Annotated in this window: 14 protein-coding genes and 1 tRNA gene; 3 read left to right on the top strand and 12 right to left on the bottom strand. The window is 60.6% G+C overall.

Going from position 1 to position 15,427, the window contains the following annotated elements; genetic code table 11:
• Positions 1-274: 274 nt before the first annotated feature.
• From AC1Q80_RS07205 to pcsA, 8 genes are all read right to left on the bottom strand, one after another.
• The gene (locus AC1Q80_RS07205; protein WP_492360011.1) at positions 275-1,567 is read right to left on the bottom strand and encodes a hemolysin family protein; all 1,293 of its coding nucleotides are present in this window, start codon (positions 1,565-1,567) and stop codon (positions 275-277) included.
• A 175-nt stretch (positions 1,568-1,742) separates the two neighbouring features.
• Entirely contained in the window at positions 1,743-2,489 is a 747-nt protein-coding gene (locus tag AC1Q80_RS07200; protein ID WP_173419923.1) for a FadR/GntR family transcriptional regulator, read from the bottom strand.
• 329 nt (positions 2,490-2,818) lie between these two features.
• A complete protein-coding gene (locus tag AC1Q80_RS07195) occupies positions 2,819-3,889 on the bottom strand; it encodes a BMP family ABC transporter substrate-binding protein (protein ID WP_173419922.1) in 1,071 nt (356 codons plus the stop codon).
• Positions 3,890-3,936: 47 nt separating this feature from the next.
• Positions 3,937-4,857, bottom strand: coding sequence for an ABC transporter permease (locus tag AC1Q80_RS07190; protein WP_173419921.1), 921 nt, complete (start codon positions 4,855-4,857; stop codon positions 3,937-3,939).
• The gene (locus tag AC1Q80_RS07185; RefSeq protein ID WP_209792359.1) at positions 4,857-5,951 is read right to left on the bottom strand and encodes an ABC transporter permease; all 1,095 of its coding nucleotides are present in this window, start codon (positions 5,949-5,951) and stop codon (positions 4,857-4,859) included. Before AC1Q80_RS07185 ends, AC1Q80_RS07190 begins: the two co-directional genes overlap by 1 nt.
• A complete protein-coding gene (locus tag AC1Q80_RS07180; RefSeq protein ID WP_492360010.1) occupies positions 5,941-7,515 on the bottom strand; it encodes an ABC transporter ATP-binding protein in 1,575 nt (524 codons plus the stop codon). Before AC1Q80_RS07180 ends, AC1Q80_RS07185 begins: the two co-directional genes overlap by 11 nt.
• A gap of 49 nt (positions 7,516-7,564) precedes the next feature.
• Positions 7,565-8,542, bottom strand: a complete 978-nt coding sequence (locus AC1Q80_RS07175; RefSeq protein ID WP_173419918.1) for a quinone oxidoreductase family protein — start codon at positions 8,540-8,542, stop codon at positions 7,565-7,567.
• Positions 8,543-8,552: 10 nt separating this feature from the next.
• Positions 8,553-9,278, bottom strand: coding sequence for a phosphatidylcholine synthase (pcsA, locus tag AC1Q80_RS07170; protein ID WP_492360009.1), 726 nt, complete (start codon positions 9,276-9,278; stop codon positions 8,553-8,555).
• Positions 9,279-9,557: 279 nt separating this feature from the next.
• Here pcsA and AC1Q80_RS07165 point away from each other — a divergent pair, with 279 nt between their 5' ends.
• Positions 9,558-10,769, top strand: coding sequence for a UbiH/UbiF family hydroxylase (locus tag AC1Q80_RS07165; RefSeq protein ID WP_492360008.1), 1,212 nt, complete (start codon positions 9,558-9,560; stop codon positions 10,767-10,769).
• Here the strand turns inward: AC1Q80_RS07165 and AC1Q80_RS07160 are convergent.
• Together AC1Q80_RS07160 and AC1Q80_RS07155 are read right to left on the bottom strand one after the other, a co-directional pair.
• Entirely contained in the window at positions 10,737-11,699 is a 963-nt protein-coding gene (locus tag AC1Q80_RS07160; RefSeq protein WP_209792354.1) for an AEC family transporter, read from the bottom strand. The genes AC1Q80_RS07165 and AC1Q80_RS07160 overlap by 33 nt on opposite strands.
• A gap of 199 nt (positions 11,700-11,898) precedes the next feature.
• Positions 11,899-12,645 (bottom strand): cytochrome c biogenesis CcdA family protein, encoded by a 747-nt coding sequence (locus AC1Q80_RS07155; RefSeq protein ID WP_053247663.1) that lies wholly within the window; start codon positions 12,643-12,645, stop codon positions 11,899-11,901.
• 191 nt (positions 12,646-12,836) lie between these two features.
• Here AC1Q80_RS07155 and AC1Q80_RS07150 point away from each other — a divergent pair.
• Positions 12,837-12,912: transfer RNA gene (locus AC1Q80_RS07150), tRNA-Lys, on the top strand.
• Positions 12,913-13,025: 113 nt separating this feature from the next.
• On the opposite strand, the gene AC1Q80_RS07145 is transcribed toward AC1Q80_RS07150, so the two are convergent.
• Positions 13,026-13,358 carry a hypothetical protein gene (locus tag AC1Q80_RS07145; protein ID WP_492360007.1) on the bottom strand — a complete coding sequence of 111 codons (333 nt, stop codon included), beginning with the start codon at positions 13,356-13,358 and terminating at the stop codon, positions 13,026-13,028.
• Between the two features lie 673 nt (positions 13,359-14,031).
• Here AC1Q80_RS07145 and AC1Q80_RS07140 point away from each other — a divergent pair.
• The gene (locus AC1Q80_RS07140; protein ID WP_173419914.1) at positions 14,032-14,286 is read left to right on the top strand and encodes a YMGG-like glycine zipper-containing protein; all 255 of its coding nucleotides are present in this window, start codon (positions 14,032-14,034) and stop codon (positions 14,284-14,286) included.
• A 76-nt stretch (positions 14,287-14,362) separates the two neighbouring features.
• Here the strand turns inward: AC1Q80_RS07140 and AC1Q80_RS07135 are convergent, their stop codons facing one another.
• Positions 14,363-15,367 carry a GlxA family transcriptional regulator gene (locus tag AC1Q80_RS07135; protein ID WP_492360006.1) on the bottom strand — a complete coding sequence of 335 codons (1,005 nt, stop codon included), beginning with the start codon at positions 15,365-15,367 and terminating at the stop codon, positions 14,363-14,365.
• Positions 15,368-15,427 lie beyond the last annotated feature (60 nt).

Genomic DNA, 15,427 nt, shown 5'->3' with positions numbered 1-15,427 from the left:
CGCATCGGACACAAAGGATATTTGCGGCGGCATTGTCATATGCCCGACACAGTAACCCTTTAATAACGCAATTATTCAATCATCGCTTAAGGCGAATGACTACGGATGTACTAGCAGGCGCCGTGATGATTTGAGGGAAAGGTCGGGTATTGCCCGACCTTTTGCTTTTCTAAGCTATCCGCTTTTCCCGAACGACGACTGCGTCTGTCAAAGCACCTTTGGCCAGCGGCCGGTCCGCGACGCCCAGGAGGGGCGCCGCGTCCTCATCAGGACATCAGGCAGCGGTGTTCTCGCAGCGGCTGACGAGGATCTTATCGATACGGCGGGAATCCATATCGATCACTTCGAAACGATATCCATGGGCAATCGCGATATCGCCCTCTTCGGGCGTCTTGCGCAGCTGCTGAACCAGAAAGCCCGCGATCGTTTCGAAGTTTCCGTCGGCATCGATGCCTTCGATGCCGATGGTCAGATGGATTTCATCGATCGGCGTTCGTCCATCGACAAGGTAGGTCCCATCCTCGCGCTGGCGGATCAGGGCGTGCTCGAGATCGTCATAGTTCGACGGCAGCACACCGACGATCGCCTCGAGAATATCGGCGATGGTGATGATGCCTTCGGTGCTGCCGTATTCGTCGACGATCATAGCCATGTTGATGCTTGACGACTTGAAGGCATCGAGCGCCTTCAGGCAGGATGCGGTTTCCGGCAGTGTGTGGATCTCGCGCACATATTTGCGAACATCGAGCGGAACAGATGTCGGCGCATTCAAGATTTCCTTCGCCAGAACGGCACCAATAACGTCGCCGCTTGGTCCCTCAACAACGGGATAACGGGAGTGGCCATACTGGCGGATCTTCTCGCCAATGGTCTCCAGGCTGTCGTTGATGTCGATGAAGCTCATCTCGGTGCGATGCGTCATGATCGACTTCACGTTGCGGTCGCCGAGACGGATGATACGGCGGAGCATCTCGTGCTCCGACTTTTCGATCGCGCCGCTCTCGACGCCTTCCGCCATGATCGCGTGCACTTCCTCTTCGGTCACATGGTCCGGATCATCCGGACGGATACCGAGCAGGCGCATCATCAGCGCTGCCGAGGTTTCGAAGAGATAGACGATCGGTGCGACGATGCGCGACAGAAGCGTCATCGGCCGGGCGACGAACATCGCGAAGCCCTCCGAATTCTTCAGTGCCAGCTGCTTGGGGATCAACTCACCGATGACGACGGAGAGGAACGTGATGAGCGTGACCACGATCGCGACGGCCACCGGATGGCCGTAGGGGTTGATCCAGGCGATGCTGTCGAAGAACGGCGCGAACTTGGCTGCGATGGTCGCGCCACCGTAGGCGCCGGCGAGCGTGCCAACCAATGTGATGCCCACCTGGACGGTGGAAAGAAACTTGCCGGGGTCTTCCGCCAGCTTCAATGCCGCTTCGGCGCGGAGATTTCCCTGTTTTGCCATCTGGCGAAGCAATGGCTTGCTTGCCGAGACGATTGCCATTTCCGAGAGAGCAAAAAATGCGTTGATCAAAAGCAGGACGAAAATGACAAAAAATTCGGACATGGTCTCCAAGTCACCGTTGACGAAAAGTCGCCCAATCGAGAGCGACCGTTCACCAAATAAGGCCAGCGGGCGATCCGGGCAAGCGCAAGTCTCGAAATCCGTGTCACCAAATGCACTTCACCCGTATTTCGCGAGGAAATACCTGCCCAAAATGGGAAACTTTGGAGAAGCTGGCTTAACGTTCGCCCGAGCGAAGGGCGCCGCGCACCCGCTCGCGCCCGATCTTGATGACATTTTCCATCGCGGCGCGCGCGCCTGCCTCGTCGCGACGGCCGATCTCCTCGACGATCCGGATGTGATTGCGGGCGACTTCGTCGACGCCGCCCTTTTCCTCGACCGGGGAACTCAGTTTAAAAATGCCGACCAGCGCCGCCTCGATCAGTCCGCCGACCGTGCGCATGAACGGATTTCCCGAAGCCTCGGCAATCGACAGATGGAACTTCAGGTCGGCATAGGCGAGACTCTCGGCCGTGTGGCCGGCTTCGCCCATGGCGACTGCGAGACGCATCATCCGGCTGATCTCGGCATCCGACGCGTTCCTTGCCGCAAGCGCGGCCGCATGCGGCTCGAAGGCCAGGCGCACTTCGCTCAGGTGGTGAAGGAAAGCCTCATCCACGCCGCATTCGAAATGCCAAGTCAGGATATCGTTGTCGAACAGGTTCCAGTCGTTTCTCGGCGTGACGCGCGTGCCGATGCGGGCGCGCGGAACCACCAAGCCTTTGGCAGCAAGCGTCTTCATCGCTTCGCGAAGAACCGTGCGCGACACCTTGAAACGCGCCGCCAGTTCCGGATCCCCAGGCAAGATCGACCCGATCGGGAACTCGCCTGAAACGATCGCCTTGCCGAGCTGGTCGACCACATGCGCATGACTGGTGCGCTTCCGCGTCCCGGAAAGGACTGTCTCCAGCAAACTCCTGTTCAACCCACCTCCTCCAGGCACTCCCTTGCCTGACAGCGCCGATTGCGGCGCCTCAACATGCGGTTTGCCACCGAGCCCCCTTTCCCCACGAACGGGACAGGCGAACGTCGAAGTGATCAACCGATTCCTCAGAGCATTACACGAAATACGGCCATGCTGCACTAGTGTCGAAACCGACGCGCACGACCATTGATTGCAACGACTTCCACGAGGTGAACAACACCATTTCACAGTTGCAAACGAGCCGCCGTGGCGTCACGAGCACCCGTCTAGAACGACAAACCCCGCCGTAGCGGCGGGGTTTGCATATTAGCCAATCTCTTCAGCTAAGCTCACTTCGGCAGCTGGTCGTCAACGCCTTCGACGTAGAAGTTCATGCCGAGCAGCGTGCCGTCATCCGACGACGCGCCTGCTGCCAGCCACTCGCTGCCATCCTGCTTCTTCAGCGGGCCGGTGAACGGCTTCAGCTCGCCCGACTTGATCTTGGCTTCCGTATCCTCGGCCAGCTTCTTCACGTCGTCAGGCATGTTGGTGTAGGGCGCCATCGTCAGGATGCCGTCCTTCAACCCATCCCAGCTCGACGTGGTTTCCCACTTGCCGTCGAGGAAGGCCTGGGTGCGCTTGATGTAGTAGGCACCCCAGGTGTCGACGATCGCGGTCAACTGGGTCTTCGGGCCGGCAGCGATCATGTCGGATGCCTGGCCGAATGCCTTGATGCCGCGCTCTGCGGCAACCTGCATCGGTGCGGTCGTGTCGGTGTGCTGCGTCAGGATATCGACGCCTTGGTCAACCAGCGCCTTGGCGGCATCGGCTTCCTTGCCCGGGTCGAACCAGGTGTTGGCCCATACAACCTTGATCTTGAAGTCCGGGTTGATCGAACGCGCGCCGATAACGAAGGAATTGATGCCCATCACCACTTCCGGGATCGGGAACGAGGCGATGTAGCCGGCGACGCCCTTTTCAGACATCTTGGCGGCGATCACGCCCTGGATGTAGCGGCCTTCATAAAAGCGGCTGTTGTAGGTCGCCACGTTCGGCGCAGTCTTGTAGCCAGTGGCATGTTCGAACTTCACGTCCGGGAACTTCTGGGCGATCTTGATCGTCGCGTCCATGAAACCGAAGGACGTCGTGAAGATCAGGCCGCAGCCGGAGCGAGCCAGGCGCTCAATGGCGCGCTCGGCATCCGGGCCTTCCGGAACGCTTTCAAGGAACTGCGTCTCGATCTTGTCACCGAGCGCCTTTTCCAGCTCCAGACGGCCGATATCGTGGGCCTGCGTCCAGCCGCCATCGGTCTTGGAACCAACATAGACGAAGCAGACCTTGGCCTTTTCCTGGGCGGCAGCGGCACTGGCAAAGCCGATGACAGCAGCGGTACTTGCGAGAGCGAGCAGTAGTTTTTTCATTTTCTTGACCTCTGTCGGTTTGAGAAACGTCCGTCTGGATTGTTATGTCACCGATCTGGCACAAACGGCTTACCGAGCGATGCCGGCGTATTGATCAAGGTCGTGCGCCGGTTATGTGAAATGAGAATGAGGACGATGATCGTCGCGAGGTAGGGAAGCGACGACAGGAGCTGCGAGGGTATGCCGAGGCCGAAGGCCTGCGCGTGCAGCTGGCTGATGGATACGGCGCCGAACAGATAACCACCGGCGACGAGGCGCCACGGGCGCCAGGACGAAAACACCACCAGCGCAAGCGCGATCCAGCCGCGCCCTGCCGACATGTTCTCCACCCATTGCGGGGTGTAGACCAATGACAGCTGAGCACCGGCCAAGCCTGCACAGGCGCCGCCGAACATCACCGCGAGATAGCGCGTCCTGATGACGTTGACGCCAAGGGCATGCGCCGACGCGTGGCTGTCGCCGACGGCGCGCAGCTTCAGGCCCGCGCGGCTTTTGAACAGGAACCAGTGAACGCCCGCCACCAAAGCGATGGACAGATAGAAAATGATATCCTGCCGGAACAGCAACGGCCCGATAACGGGGATATCCGACAGCAGCGGAATGGCGATCGGCTGCAATTTGATCCCCTGCATGCCGAGAAAGCCCTCGCCGAGCATGCCGGAGACGCCAAGACCAAGCAGCGTCAGCGCCAGGCCGGTTGCCACCTGGTTGGCAACCAACGTCAGGGTCAGGAATGCAAAGAGCTGCGAGAACACGGCGCCGCAGACGATGCCCGCCAGAATGCCCAGGTAAGGCGACCCGGTGATCTGGGTGGCAGCAAAGGCGCAGACGGCGCCCATGACCATCATACCCTCGACACCGAGATTGAGCACGCCGGAACGTTCCGTCACCAGCTCACCCAAAGCGGCAAGGACAAGCGGTGTCGCGGCAGTGATGACGCTCAGCAATATGGCTTCGACGATCCCCATCAGCGGCTCCCGTCCAGATCTGACGCAGTGAACCGGTACCAGACCAGCCGGATGCGATAATGAATGAGCGTGTCGCAGGAGAGCACGAAGAACAGGAGCAGGCCCTGGAAGACGCGGGTCACCTTGTCGGACACGCCGAGCGACAGCTGTGCCGCCTCGCCGCCGAGATAGGTCAGCGCCAGCACCAGACCGGCAGCGATGATGCCGAGCGGATTGAGCCGGCCGAGAAACGCCACGATGATCGCCGTGAAGCCATAGCCGGGCGAAATCACCGGCCGCAGCTGCTGGATCGCGCCACTGACCTCCGAAATACCGGCAAGACCGGCAAGCGCGCCCGACAGCAGCATCGAGAACCAGATCATCCGCCGCGACGAGAAGCCGGCAAAGCGCCCTGCCCGCTCGGACTGGCCGAGAACCGAGATCTCGAAGCCCTTCAGCGTGTAGCGCATCATGAACCAGACGAGGATCGCGGCAATGATGGCGAAGGCAAAGCCCCAGTGCGTGCGCCCCGATGCGATCATTTCCGGCAGGATTGCATCGGCGGCAAAGGTGCGCGTCTCCGGAAAATTCATCCCGCCCGGATTTCGCCAGGGGCCGCGCACGAGCCAATCGAGAAACAGCTGGGCGACGTAGACCAGCATGAGGCTCGTCAGGATCTCGTTGGTGTTCATGTGCGCCTTGAGGAAGGCGGGAATGGCAGCAAACAACGCACCGCCGAGCATGCCCATCAGCATCATCAGAGGCAGCACCAGCGGCGACTGCCAATCATAAAATACCACTGGCAGGATCGAGCCGGCGATCGCCCCCATGATGAACTGCCCTTCGGCGCCGATGTTCCAGTTGTTCGACCGGAAACAGACGGAAAGGCCGACGGCGATCAGGATCAGCGGTGCAGCCTTGATCGCCAGCTCATGCAGCGACCAGACCTCGCTCAGGGGCTCGACGAAAAAGCTGTAGAGCGCCGTGACCGGGTTCTTGCCGAGCAGAGCAAACATGATGCCGCCGAAGACGATCATCAGCAGGAAGGCGATGAAGGGAGAGAGAATCGAGAACAGCGTCGATATCTTGGCGCGCTTTTCCAGTTCAATGCGCATGCACTGCCCCCGTACCTTCGGTCTTGCCGTACATGCCGCCCATCAGCAGGCCGATCTTTTCGCGAGAAAGCTCGCGCGCCGGATAGGGATCGGACAGCCGCCCCTCGCTGATCACCGCGATTTCGGTCGCCACTTCGAAGATCTCGTCGAGGTCCTGGCTGATCACCAGCACCGCGGACCCGGCCTTGGCGAGATCGACAAGCGCTTGCCGGATACGGCTTGCAGCACCCGCGTCGACGCCCCAGGTCGGCTGATTGACGACCAGGACGGCCGGCTGACGGTCTAGTTCTCGACCGACGATGAATTTCTGCAGGTTGCCGCCCGAAAGCGATCCCGCCGGCGGGTCTTCCCCGCTCTTGCGCACGTCCATCGCCTCAGAGATGCGTCTGGTCGCCGTGGCGACCGCGTCTCGGCGGATGACGTTGAGGAATCCGCCGCCGAGAAATGCCTTGGCATCTGAGCGGCTTCTGGCCAGCACGAGATTGTCCGAAAGCGGCATGGCCGATACCGCAGCGTGGCCGTGGCGTTCTTCGGGAACAAAGCCGGCGCCCATCAGTCGTCGCGCGTTGATGTTTCTGGTGCCGACCGGCTTTTGCCTGATCTGCACGGCCGCGTCATCGGCAACCGGATATTCACCGGAAAGCGCATCGAAAAGCTCGCCCTGGCCGTTGCCTGCCACCCCGGCAATCGCCAGCACTTCGCCGGCGCGCACCTTGAGACAGATGTTCTTTAGGGAGACGGCGAACGGAGTGCGTGCGGAAACGGACAGATGCCGCGCCTCCAGCTGCACGTCGCCCTTGGTGCTGGTGCCCTCGGCAGTCACCGCCGCGACGTCGCTTCCCACCATCATGCGTGCCAGCGACGCCGGCGTTTCGACCCTGGGGTCGCAGGCGCCTGTGACTTTGCCGTGGCGAAGCACCGTGGCGCGATCGCAGATGCGCTGCACTTCCTCGAGCCGATGGCTGATATAGAGAACCGAACGTCCTTCCGCCTTGAGCTTATTCAACGTCTCGAACAGCCGGTCGGCTTCCTGTGGCGTCAGCACCGATGTGGGCTCGTCGAGGATGATGAGGCGCGGGTTCTGCAAGAGCGCACGGACGATCTCGATACGCTGGCGCTCGCCGACGGAGAGATCGGCCACATGCGCCTTCGGATCAAGCGGCAGGCCATAGGCGTGCGACAGGCGCGACGCTTCTTCGGCGACCTTGGCAAGCGAAACGTTGCCGTCCATCGACAACGCGATGTTTTCGGCGACGGTCAGCGCCTCGAACAGCGAAAAATGCTGGAAAACCATGCCGATGCCGAGCTTGCGCGCCGCAGCCGGGCTGGCGATGCGCACGTTGCGCCCCTGCCACACGATCTCGCCCGCCGTCGGTGCGAGGACGCCGAACAGCATCTTCACCAACGTCGATTTCCCGGCACCGTTTTCGCCGAGAAGGGCGTGGATTTCGCCCTGGTCTATCTGCAGGTTGATGTCATTGCAGGCCGCAAATGAGCCAAACAATTTCGTCAGGTTGCTCACAGTCAACAATGGACTGTTCGCAGTTGCTCCCTCAACAGGCACGCTGCCCTCTTTTCCCCTCTGTCGATTCCCGTCCGCCTTAAGGCTTCGATCAAGGAATCAGCAGTGTTGTTCCGCTCGTTTTTCTTGTCTCAAGATCCGTATGCGCGCGACCGGCGTCGGCAAGCGGATAAGTCTGATTTATATTGATACGCACTTTGTTGCTTTGCACAATATCAAAGAGGGAATTTGCACACGCTTCAAGCGCAGGCCGCGTCGACACATAACCGAAGAGTGTCGGACGCGTCGCAAACAGCGACCCCTTCTGCGCCAAGATGCCGATGCTGAAGGCATCGACCGGACCGGACGAGTTGCCGAAGCTCACCCAGAGGCCGCGCGATTTCAGGCAATCGAGCGAGGCAGGATAGGTATCCTTGCCGACCGAATCATAGACGACATCGACACCCCTGCCGTCGGTCAATTCCTTCACCCGGGCAACGAAATCGTCCGTGCGGTAATTGATGACGTGGTCGTAGCCATGGGCAAGCGCCAGATCGATCTTGTCCTGCGATCCTGCAGTACCAATGACGGTTGCGCCGAGGGCTTTTGCCCACTGGCCGGCAATCAAGCCGACGCCGCCGGCGGCCGCATGGAAAAGCAGCGTCGTTTCCGGGCCGACCTTGAATGTCTGGTTGAGCAGGTACTGCGCGGTCATGCCCTTCAGCATCATCGCCGCTGCCGTCTCGAGCGATATGTCGTCGGGAACCTTGACCAGTTGCGAGGCTTCGACGTTGCGTTCGCTGGCATAGGCACCGTCCGACGAAGCATAGGCCACCCGGTCGCCAATGCCAAAGAGGCTGACGCCATCGCCGACGGCTGTCACGATCCCGGCCCCTTCCTTGCCCGGAACGAAAGGCAGGCCCGAGGCGGATTTGTAGAGACCCGTTCGGAAATAGACGTCGATGAAATTCAAGCCGACAGCAACCTGGCGGATCTGCACTTCGCCCGGCCCCGGCGGCGAGAGCGTAACACCCTCCAGCTTCAGGACCTCGGGTCCGCCGAGTTCGCGTACGACAATTGCCTGTGCCATCGAAGAGCTCCTAGGTCCGGCCGAGCTTGGGGAAAATCTGCAGGACGAAACCAATCACGTAGAGATAGATGCCTGTTGCTAGAACACCGGTCATCACCCAGGCCGGCGTCACGAAATGCAGAAGCAGCGCGTACATGCTGAGCGCCGACCAGACGAAAAAGACGCCGAGGTTGAGCACCCGCAGCCGTTGAACGCGCACCGGGTGCAGGAAGTTGATCGGCAGGAAGGTCAGTACCACCGACACGAAGACGACGATCGATGCGGTCAGTTCGCTGGCCTGGATGACGAACAGCGTAAAGACCACCATGTTCCAGACGACGGGAAAGCCCGAGAAGAAGTACTCGTCGGTCTTCATGCCCATGTCGGCATAGTAGATCGCGCTCGAGACGACGATCGCGCCGGCTGCCACGAAGGACCACGGCTCGCCGATCATGCCGCTCTGATAGAGCGCAAAGGCCGGCAAGAGCACGTAAGTCACATAGTCGATGACGTTGTCGAGCGTGTCACCCGACCAGTTGGGCAGCACTTCCTTGACCCGCACCTTGCGGGCGATCGGGCCGTCGATGCCATCCACCAGCAAGGCAAGGCCAAGCCACCAGAACATATCGACAAAACGGTGCTCAGCCGCGGCAACGACGCCAAGAAAAGCAAGGAACGACCCGGAGGCGGTCAATATGTGCACGGAGAAGGCGCGGATCTCGGCGTAGGGGACTCTTTTGTAGTTGAAAAACTTCATCTGCGGACGCCGCCTATCCCCTTGTGCACTTCGCCAGACGGGGCTGTAACCCCGCCCCAACCGCTTTGGCGGCGCATTGCGCGTAATATGCACCCTTTGCAACGCATCGCCAGCAAAATTCAAGCAAGACTTTGTCCGACTGAGATTGATCTGTGGACATTTTCAAATTGCTTCTGCGCTGATTCAACCCATTTATTTCGCACTTGCCGAAGACTAGAAGTAAGATCGAAATGAAAGCAGCAGGCGCTTGATGGCGCGAGCGAAGGGGTTCTTTCCATCATGGATCATTACGACATTGCCGTCGTCGGCGCCGGTCTGGCGGGCTCCTTGGCAGCGATCGCGCTTGCCGAGGCGGGCTACCGCGTTGCGCTGATCGGGCCGGAACCGGCATCGTCCGACGGACGGACGACCGCACTGATGGACCAGTCGATCGAATATCTGAAAAAACTGAACCTCTGGGACAAGGTTCAGCCGGTGACGGCGCCGCTGTCGACGATGCGCATTCTTGACGGCACCAACCGCCTGCTGCGGGCGCCGACCGTGAACTTCCGCGCCTCGGAAGTTGGACTCGCGGCTTTCGGCTACAACATTCCGAATGCCCCCTTCCTCGATATCCTGCGCCAGCGCGCCTCCGAAACAGCAACGCTCGACCGCCTGACGATGTCGGCGGTCGATTTCGACCTCTCCGACGACAAGGCGCGGATTTCGCTGGATGACGGACGCGATATCACGGCCGATCTGCTCGTCGGCGCCGATGGTCGCCGTTCGCCGGTGCGCGAAGCGGCCAAGATCGCCGTCAGCACCTGGTCCTATCCGCAGACCGCCATCGTCCTCAACTTTGCGCACGAGCTTCCCCACCAGGACACGTCGACCGAATTTCACACCGAGAGCGGCCCCTTCACCCAGGTGCCCCTGCCCGGCAATCACTCAAGCCTCGTGTGGGTGCGCAAACCCGAAGATGCGGCTGCCACGCTGGCGCTCGACCTCGCGACATTGTCGCGTGCCGTCGAAGATCGGATGCAGTCGATCCTCGGCAAGGTCACCGTCGAGGCTGCCCCGCAGTCCTTCCCGCTCTCCGGCATGAGCGCTCATCGCTTCGGCAAGGGCCGGGTCGCGCTCGTCGGCGAAGCTGCGCACGCGTTCCCGCCAATCGGCGCCCAGGGCCTCAACTTGAGTCTTCGCGATGCAATGACGCTCGTCGATCTGATCGGCGCAAAAGCGGACGACAATCTGCAAGGTGATATCGGTGACCGATTCGACAGCCGTCGCCGTCCGGACATCGTCAGCCGCACGGCAAGCGTCGATCTGTTGAACCGATCGCTTCTGTCCGGTTTTCTGCCGGTTCAGGCGCTGCGCGCCGTCGGCCTGCACATTCTCTCTGCCGCGGGACCGCTACGCAGCCTTTTGATGCGTGAAGGCGTGCACCCCGGCAGCGCGTTCCACGCGCTGAAGGACGGATTACGGGAAAAGATCGGCCGGAAGAGCGCCTGAGCGGATCAGGTAGAGCAGCCCGGTCACGGTTGCGACCGAAAGCAGCGTGGTGATCAGGATCGTCGCCGATGCACGCTCCTGCCAGACGCCATATTGGTGTCCGATGACAAAGACGTTCGTCGCCGTCGGCAGCGCGGCCAGCAACACAGCCGTCTGCACCCAGACAGGATCATAGTTGCCTGTCAGGCTGAGCGCCGTAAACACCAGGAGCGGGTGCAGGATCAACTTGGCCGGCACGATGTACCCGATCTCGACCGGGATGCGTTTGATCGGCCGCAGCGCCAGCGTCACACCCATGGCAAACAGGGCACAAGGGGCTGCCGCCTGCGCCAGATAGTCGATCAGGCGTTGCACCGGCAACGGCGGCTGGACTGCAAAAAATGCCGCGACGACACCCGCCAAGGTCGACAGGATGAATGGGTGCAGGATGATCTTGCGGGCGATGCCGAAGGCCAGCACAACAGGCTTTTCCTTTCGCCCGCCCGACAGCGCCATCATCGCTGGCGCCACGGTAAAATGCGCAGCATTCTCGAAGCAGAAGATCAGCGCGACCGGCACCGCCGCGGCGTCGCCCAGTGCCAGCAAGGCAAGCCCGGGCCCCATGTAACCGATGTTACCGTAGGCGGCGGCAAAGCCCTGGATGGTTGCCTCGCCCACGGTGTTGCGCCGCGCGTACAGGCCGACGATGAAGATCAGCGAAAAGACGACGTAGGTCGCCCCGACACTCGTCAGGATGAAATCGGCGCGCGTCAGCTGTTCGATCGGCGTTCGCGACACCAGCTTGAAGAACAGCGCCGGCAAAGCGAGGTAGATGATGAACGTGTTCAACCATCCCATCGCCTCGCCCGGATGCTCGACAAAGCGGGCGGTCAGATAACCGAGAAAAATCAGCCCGAAGAATGGCAGTACCAGGCCAGCAATTTCCGTCATGCCACTCCCCGACCATGCGCATGCGATCCGCTGAGCGGGAACAGAACCCCACCCGATGCCCAGTCGTTGCGACAGTCGTCGTTTAAGCGCAAAGTTCGCGCTGCCGTTCAATTGGGCTTGTTCAACCCAATAGCATCAACCTGATCGATTCCAATAGGTTGAGCCGCAATCGGCGAACGCGCCCCTGTCCTCGGTCGACTTAGCCGATCTTCATCAGAATCGGGAAGGTCTGTTGGAACCAGATGGCGACGGAACTGATGAAGCCGAAGAGGAAGGCCAGGCCCGCCAGCACCAGAAGCGCGCCCATCAGCTTTTCGACGAGGCCGAGATGGCGTCGGAACCGCAGGAGAAAGCGCATGAACGCACCGGAGAAACCGGCTGCAATCCAGAACGGAATCGCAAGTCCGAGCGAATAGACGGCCAGGAGCATGGCGCCGTCCGTGACCGTGTCGCGTGCTGCCGCAACCCCGAGGATCGTTCCAAGCACCGGGCCGATGCAAGGCGTCCAGCCAAAGGCGAAGGCAAGGCCCATGATATAGGCGCCAGACAACGTCGCCGGCTTGCCGCCGCCTTGAAAACGCGCCTCGCGCGCAAGCAGGCCGATCTTGAACACGCCGAGGAAATGCAGACCCATGATGATGATCACCACGCCACCGATGCGCGACAGGAGATCCATGTGCTGGCGCAGGAGCAGGCCGATCGAGGATGCGCCGGCACCGAGCGACACGAACACGGTCGCAAAACCGAGCGTGAACAGAAGGGCCGCCGGCAAAACGGCGCGCCTTGTGCTGCGCGCCGAAACCGCCTCACCGCTTCGAAACTGATCGACCGAAACACCTGCCATATAGCAGAGATAGGGCGGCACAAGCGGCAGAACACAGGGCGAAAGGAAGGACAGGGCACCAGCGAGAATGGCGGTCCAGATCGAAATATCGGCAATCGACAACGGCAAGAACTCCGGCATGCGGTATTTGGGCCATTCCATAGCCGCATGATCCGGATGATACCAATCACCTTTTGGCGATCATTGCGCCATGCACCATTTCTTCACGAAAGCCGAAATTTTTGGGTTGACCGGCGGGAAGCTCAAGTGCATATGTCCGCCCACTTCCGCCGGGCTTCACGGCCGCGGCTAGGGAGCGCGTAGCTCAGCCGGTAGAGCAACTGACTTTTAATCAGTAGGTCCAGGGTTCGAATCCCTGCGCGCTCACCATTTTTCTCTTTCTTTGACGCCACTTCCAGACCTGTGCGCTTTGAGTAATTGCTGCACGTTTCGTATCGATCCGTAGCAAATCCAGCGTCCGCTTGGCGCGGCAGCGCATCCCGCTAGAAATTGAAGTAGATGGTCACACCCGAACGCCGGTGGTAACGGTATCGGTCACGGTAACCATAACCGTCACGGTAGCCGTTGTACCCGTAATAGCGTGGGTAACACCTGTCGTAGTAGCCGCAGGAACGCCAGGCGTGCCGCCTATCCCAGCGGCGATCCCACCGACGGTCAGCCCGCCAATGGCGGTTTCGCCAGTGGTTGACCTGTTCGGCGGTAGTGATGGCCTGCACTTCTACAGGTTTCGGCACGAAAATCGGAGCGGCGCTTAGCGGTAACGCGAAAGACGCAGCCAAGCTGATCGCTGCGAGGGCGGATAAGAGCTTTTTCATAGCAAACTCCTCCTAACTGGTTATCACATTGAGCTAATCACCCTGAACTGCCGATGAACGACAGTGCACTGCTTTCAAACGGCTGCGCGTGTCAAAAAAGCCCCTCGGGCGGACGGAACGATGGGTCTGGCGCCAGCGGAGCCGTCGGGGTGAGCGCGTTGATCCGGTGGTGTCCGGCAGCCGGGCGGCTGCGGTGGTGGCAAGCAACGCTATACGGGGATAATTCAGTAGCGGGCACTAACGTCTGTGAACCTCACCCCCCGCCCGGCTCGGCGGAGCATTGATGTCTCCACTTCGAGCCAATAGCTTCCGGCTGCGACATACCAAGTCGCCCGCAATCCGCCACCAGCGGGGCACTTTCGTCATCGGCATGCGTGCCAGCGGTTGCTGTCGTCGTTCTTTGCGGGCTACCATGAACACCGCTACTCTGGATGCGATCCAAGAAACGGGCACGGCTCTGAACGAAGCAGAGAAACGCTCGGAACGCCGATCGCGAAACGAAGCCTAACGCCGCCGGGTTGCCCGGATGAGAGGCCAATCAGCGCGCCGAATCCCTTCACGAATCGCCACTATCGACAATTACGCGCATTACGTAGATGCTGCGTTACGTAGCGTGAATGCAAAGACTCCCATCGAGATAGTCCAGATTAACATCGAGCAAAGGGATGAAAGCATGAAAAACCTTATCATTGCAGTTGGAATGATTGCGACCCTCGCGTCCTGCACTCAGACAGAGAAAGGGACCGTAATCGGCGCGGGTACCGGCGCCCTTATCGGGGGTGTCGTCAGCGACAGCTGGGGCGGTGCGGCTATCGGCGCTGTGGCCGGGGGGCTCATGGGTAACCTGATTGGGCGTTCCCAGGACCGCCAAGGCTATTGTATCTATCGTGATCGCTATGGCCGCCGGTACGAAGCCCGCTGCCAATGAACGCAGACCAGGCGTCCGATTGCGCGACCTCCAAGCATAGCAATCGCTAGCGAAGGATCAGGCGCACTCACCATCTTCAGATCCCCTCGCCGCGTTGCGGTATCGCAGCCGCGCCGCGGTGCCTGCCGCGCATTTTCAACGGGCTCGTTCCGTATTCGCGGCTGTAGGCGCGAGAAAACGCCGAGAGGCTGTCGAAGCCGCAGCGCAGCGCGATCTCGCGGATCGGGCTTCCCGAATCGCGCACAAGCCGATGGGCGACCTGAAGGCGCAGGCGCAGGTAATAGGCGCCGGGGCTGGTCGAAAGGCCCTTTGAAAACAGAGACTCCAGCTTTCGCTGCGACACGGACAGGCGACGTGCGAGCGCAGAAACTGTGAGAGGCCGTTCGAGCGTGCGCTCCATGAGACGGATCGCCCCCGCCAAACCGGGATCAAGGGTCTCTATCCGCCCGAGGGAGACCACCGGCTGGACGTCCGTCGCGCTGTGGGTCTGGTCGTAGACAAAGATGCTGGCGACATCGAGCGCCAAGGCAGAGCCGAGGCGCTGGCTGATGAGATGCAGCATCATGTCGAAAGTCGGCGATGCGCCGCCGGAGGTCCAGAATTTTCCATCGGTGACGAAGCGATCACCCAGCACCGTCAATGCGGGGAATGCCTGGCTGAAATCCTCCAGCTCTTCCCAGTGGGCTGTCGCCTTGCGGCCGTTGAGCAGACCCGAGCGGCCGAGCAGCCAGCAGCCCGATTCGATACCGGCCACAACGTCAAAATGGCGGGCGCACTCCTGAAGCGTCGCGATGAAGCTGCTTCCGACATGCCTGTCGAGATTGAAGCCACCGATCGCCAGCAAGACATCGCCTTCGAGCGGCAAGGCGAACTTGCCGTCGACGGCGATCGGAATGCCACACGTCAGGATGATTGGTTGGCCGTCCCCCGACAACAACCGCCAGCGAAAGACCTGGCGACCCGAGACCCGATTGGCAGCCCGCATCGGATCGAGCACAGAAGCCAGAGACATGATTGACGATTCTGGCAGAACGACAACCACGACATCGATCACAGATTGCATTTTCTCTGTGGCGTCCATGCGATAAATGTCAAATTTTCAGCGCGAAATGTCAATTGGGCAAGGCGCATTCAGGCATTA

The organism is Ensifer sp. GW823-FHT05D09 (assembly GCF_058795755.1).
Note: the sequence above shows the minus strand (reverse complement) of the source record. Positions and strands in the feature narration are given on the sequence as shown.

Coding starts and splice junctions, on each gene's coding strand:
- AC1Q80_RS07205 (WP_492360011.1), bottom strand. CDS start 1,567: ATGTCCGAATTTTTTGTCATTTTCGTCCTGCTTTTGATCAACGCATTT.
- AC1Q80_RS07195 (WP_173419922.1), bottom strand. CDS start 3,889: ATGAAAAAACTACTGCTCGCTCTCGCAAGTACCGCTGCTGTCATCGGC.
- AC1Q80_RS07190 (WP_173419921.1), bottom strand. CDS start 4,857: ATGGGGATCGTCGAAGCCATATTGCTGAGCGTCATCACTGCCGCGACA.
- AC1Q80_RS07185 (WP_209792359.1), bottom strand. CDS start 5,951: ATGCGCATTGAACTGGAAAAGCGCGCCAAGATATCGACGCTGTTCTCG.
- AC1Q80_RS07175 (WP_173419918.1), bottom strand. CDS start 8,542: ATGGCACAGGCAATTGTCGTACGCGAACTCGGCGGACCCGAGGTCCTG.
- pcsA (WP_492360009.1), bottom strand. CDS start 9,278: ATGAAGTTTTTCAACTACAAAAGAGTCCCCTACGCCGAGATCCGCGCC.
- AC1Q80_RS07165 (WP_492360008.1), top strand. CDS start 9,558: ATGGATCATTACGACATTGCCGTCGTCGGCGCCGGTCTGGCGGGCTCC.
- AC1Q80_RS07160 (WP_209792354.1), bottom strand. CDS start 11,699: ATGACGGAAATTGCTGGCCTGGTACTGCCATTCTTCGGGCTGATTTTT.
- AC1Q80_RS07145 (WP_492360007.1), bottom strand. CDS start 13,358: ATGAAAAAGCTCTTATCCGCCCTCGCAGCGATCAGCTTGGCTGCGTCT.
- AC1Q80_RS07140 (WP_173419914.1), top strand. CDS start 14,032: ATGAAAAACCTTATCATTGCAGTTGGAATGATTGCGACCCTCGCGTCC.
- AC1Q80_RS07135 (WP_492360006.1), bottom strand. CDS start 15,367: ATGGACGCCACAGAGAAAATGCAATCTGTGATCGATGTCGTGGTTGTC.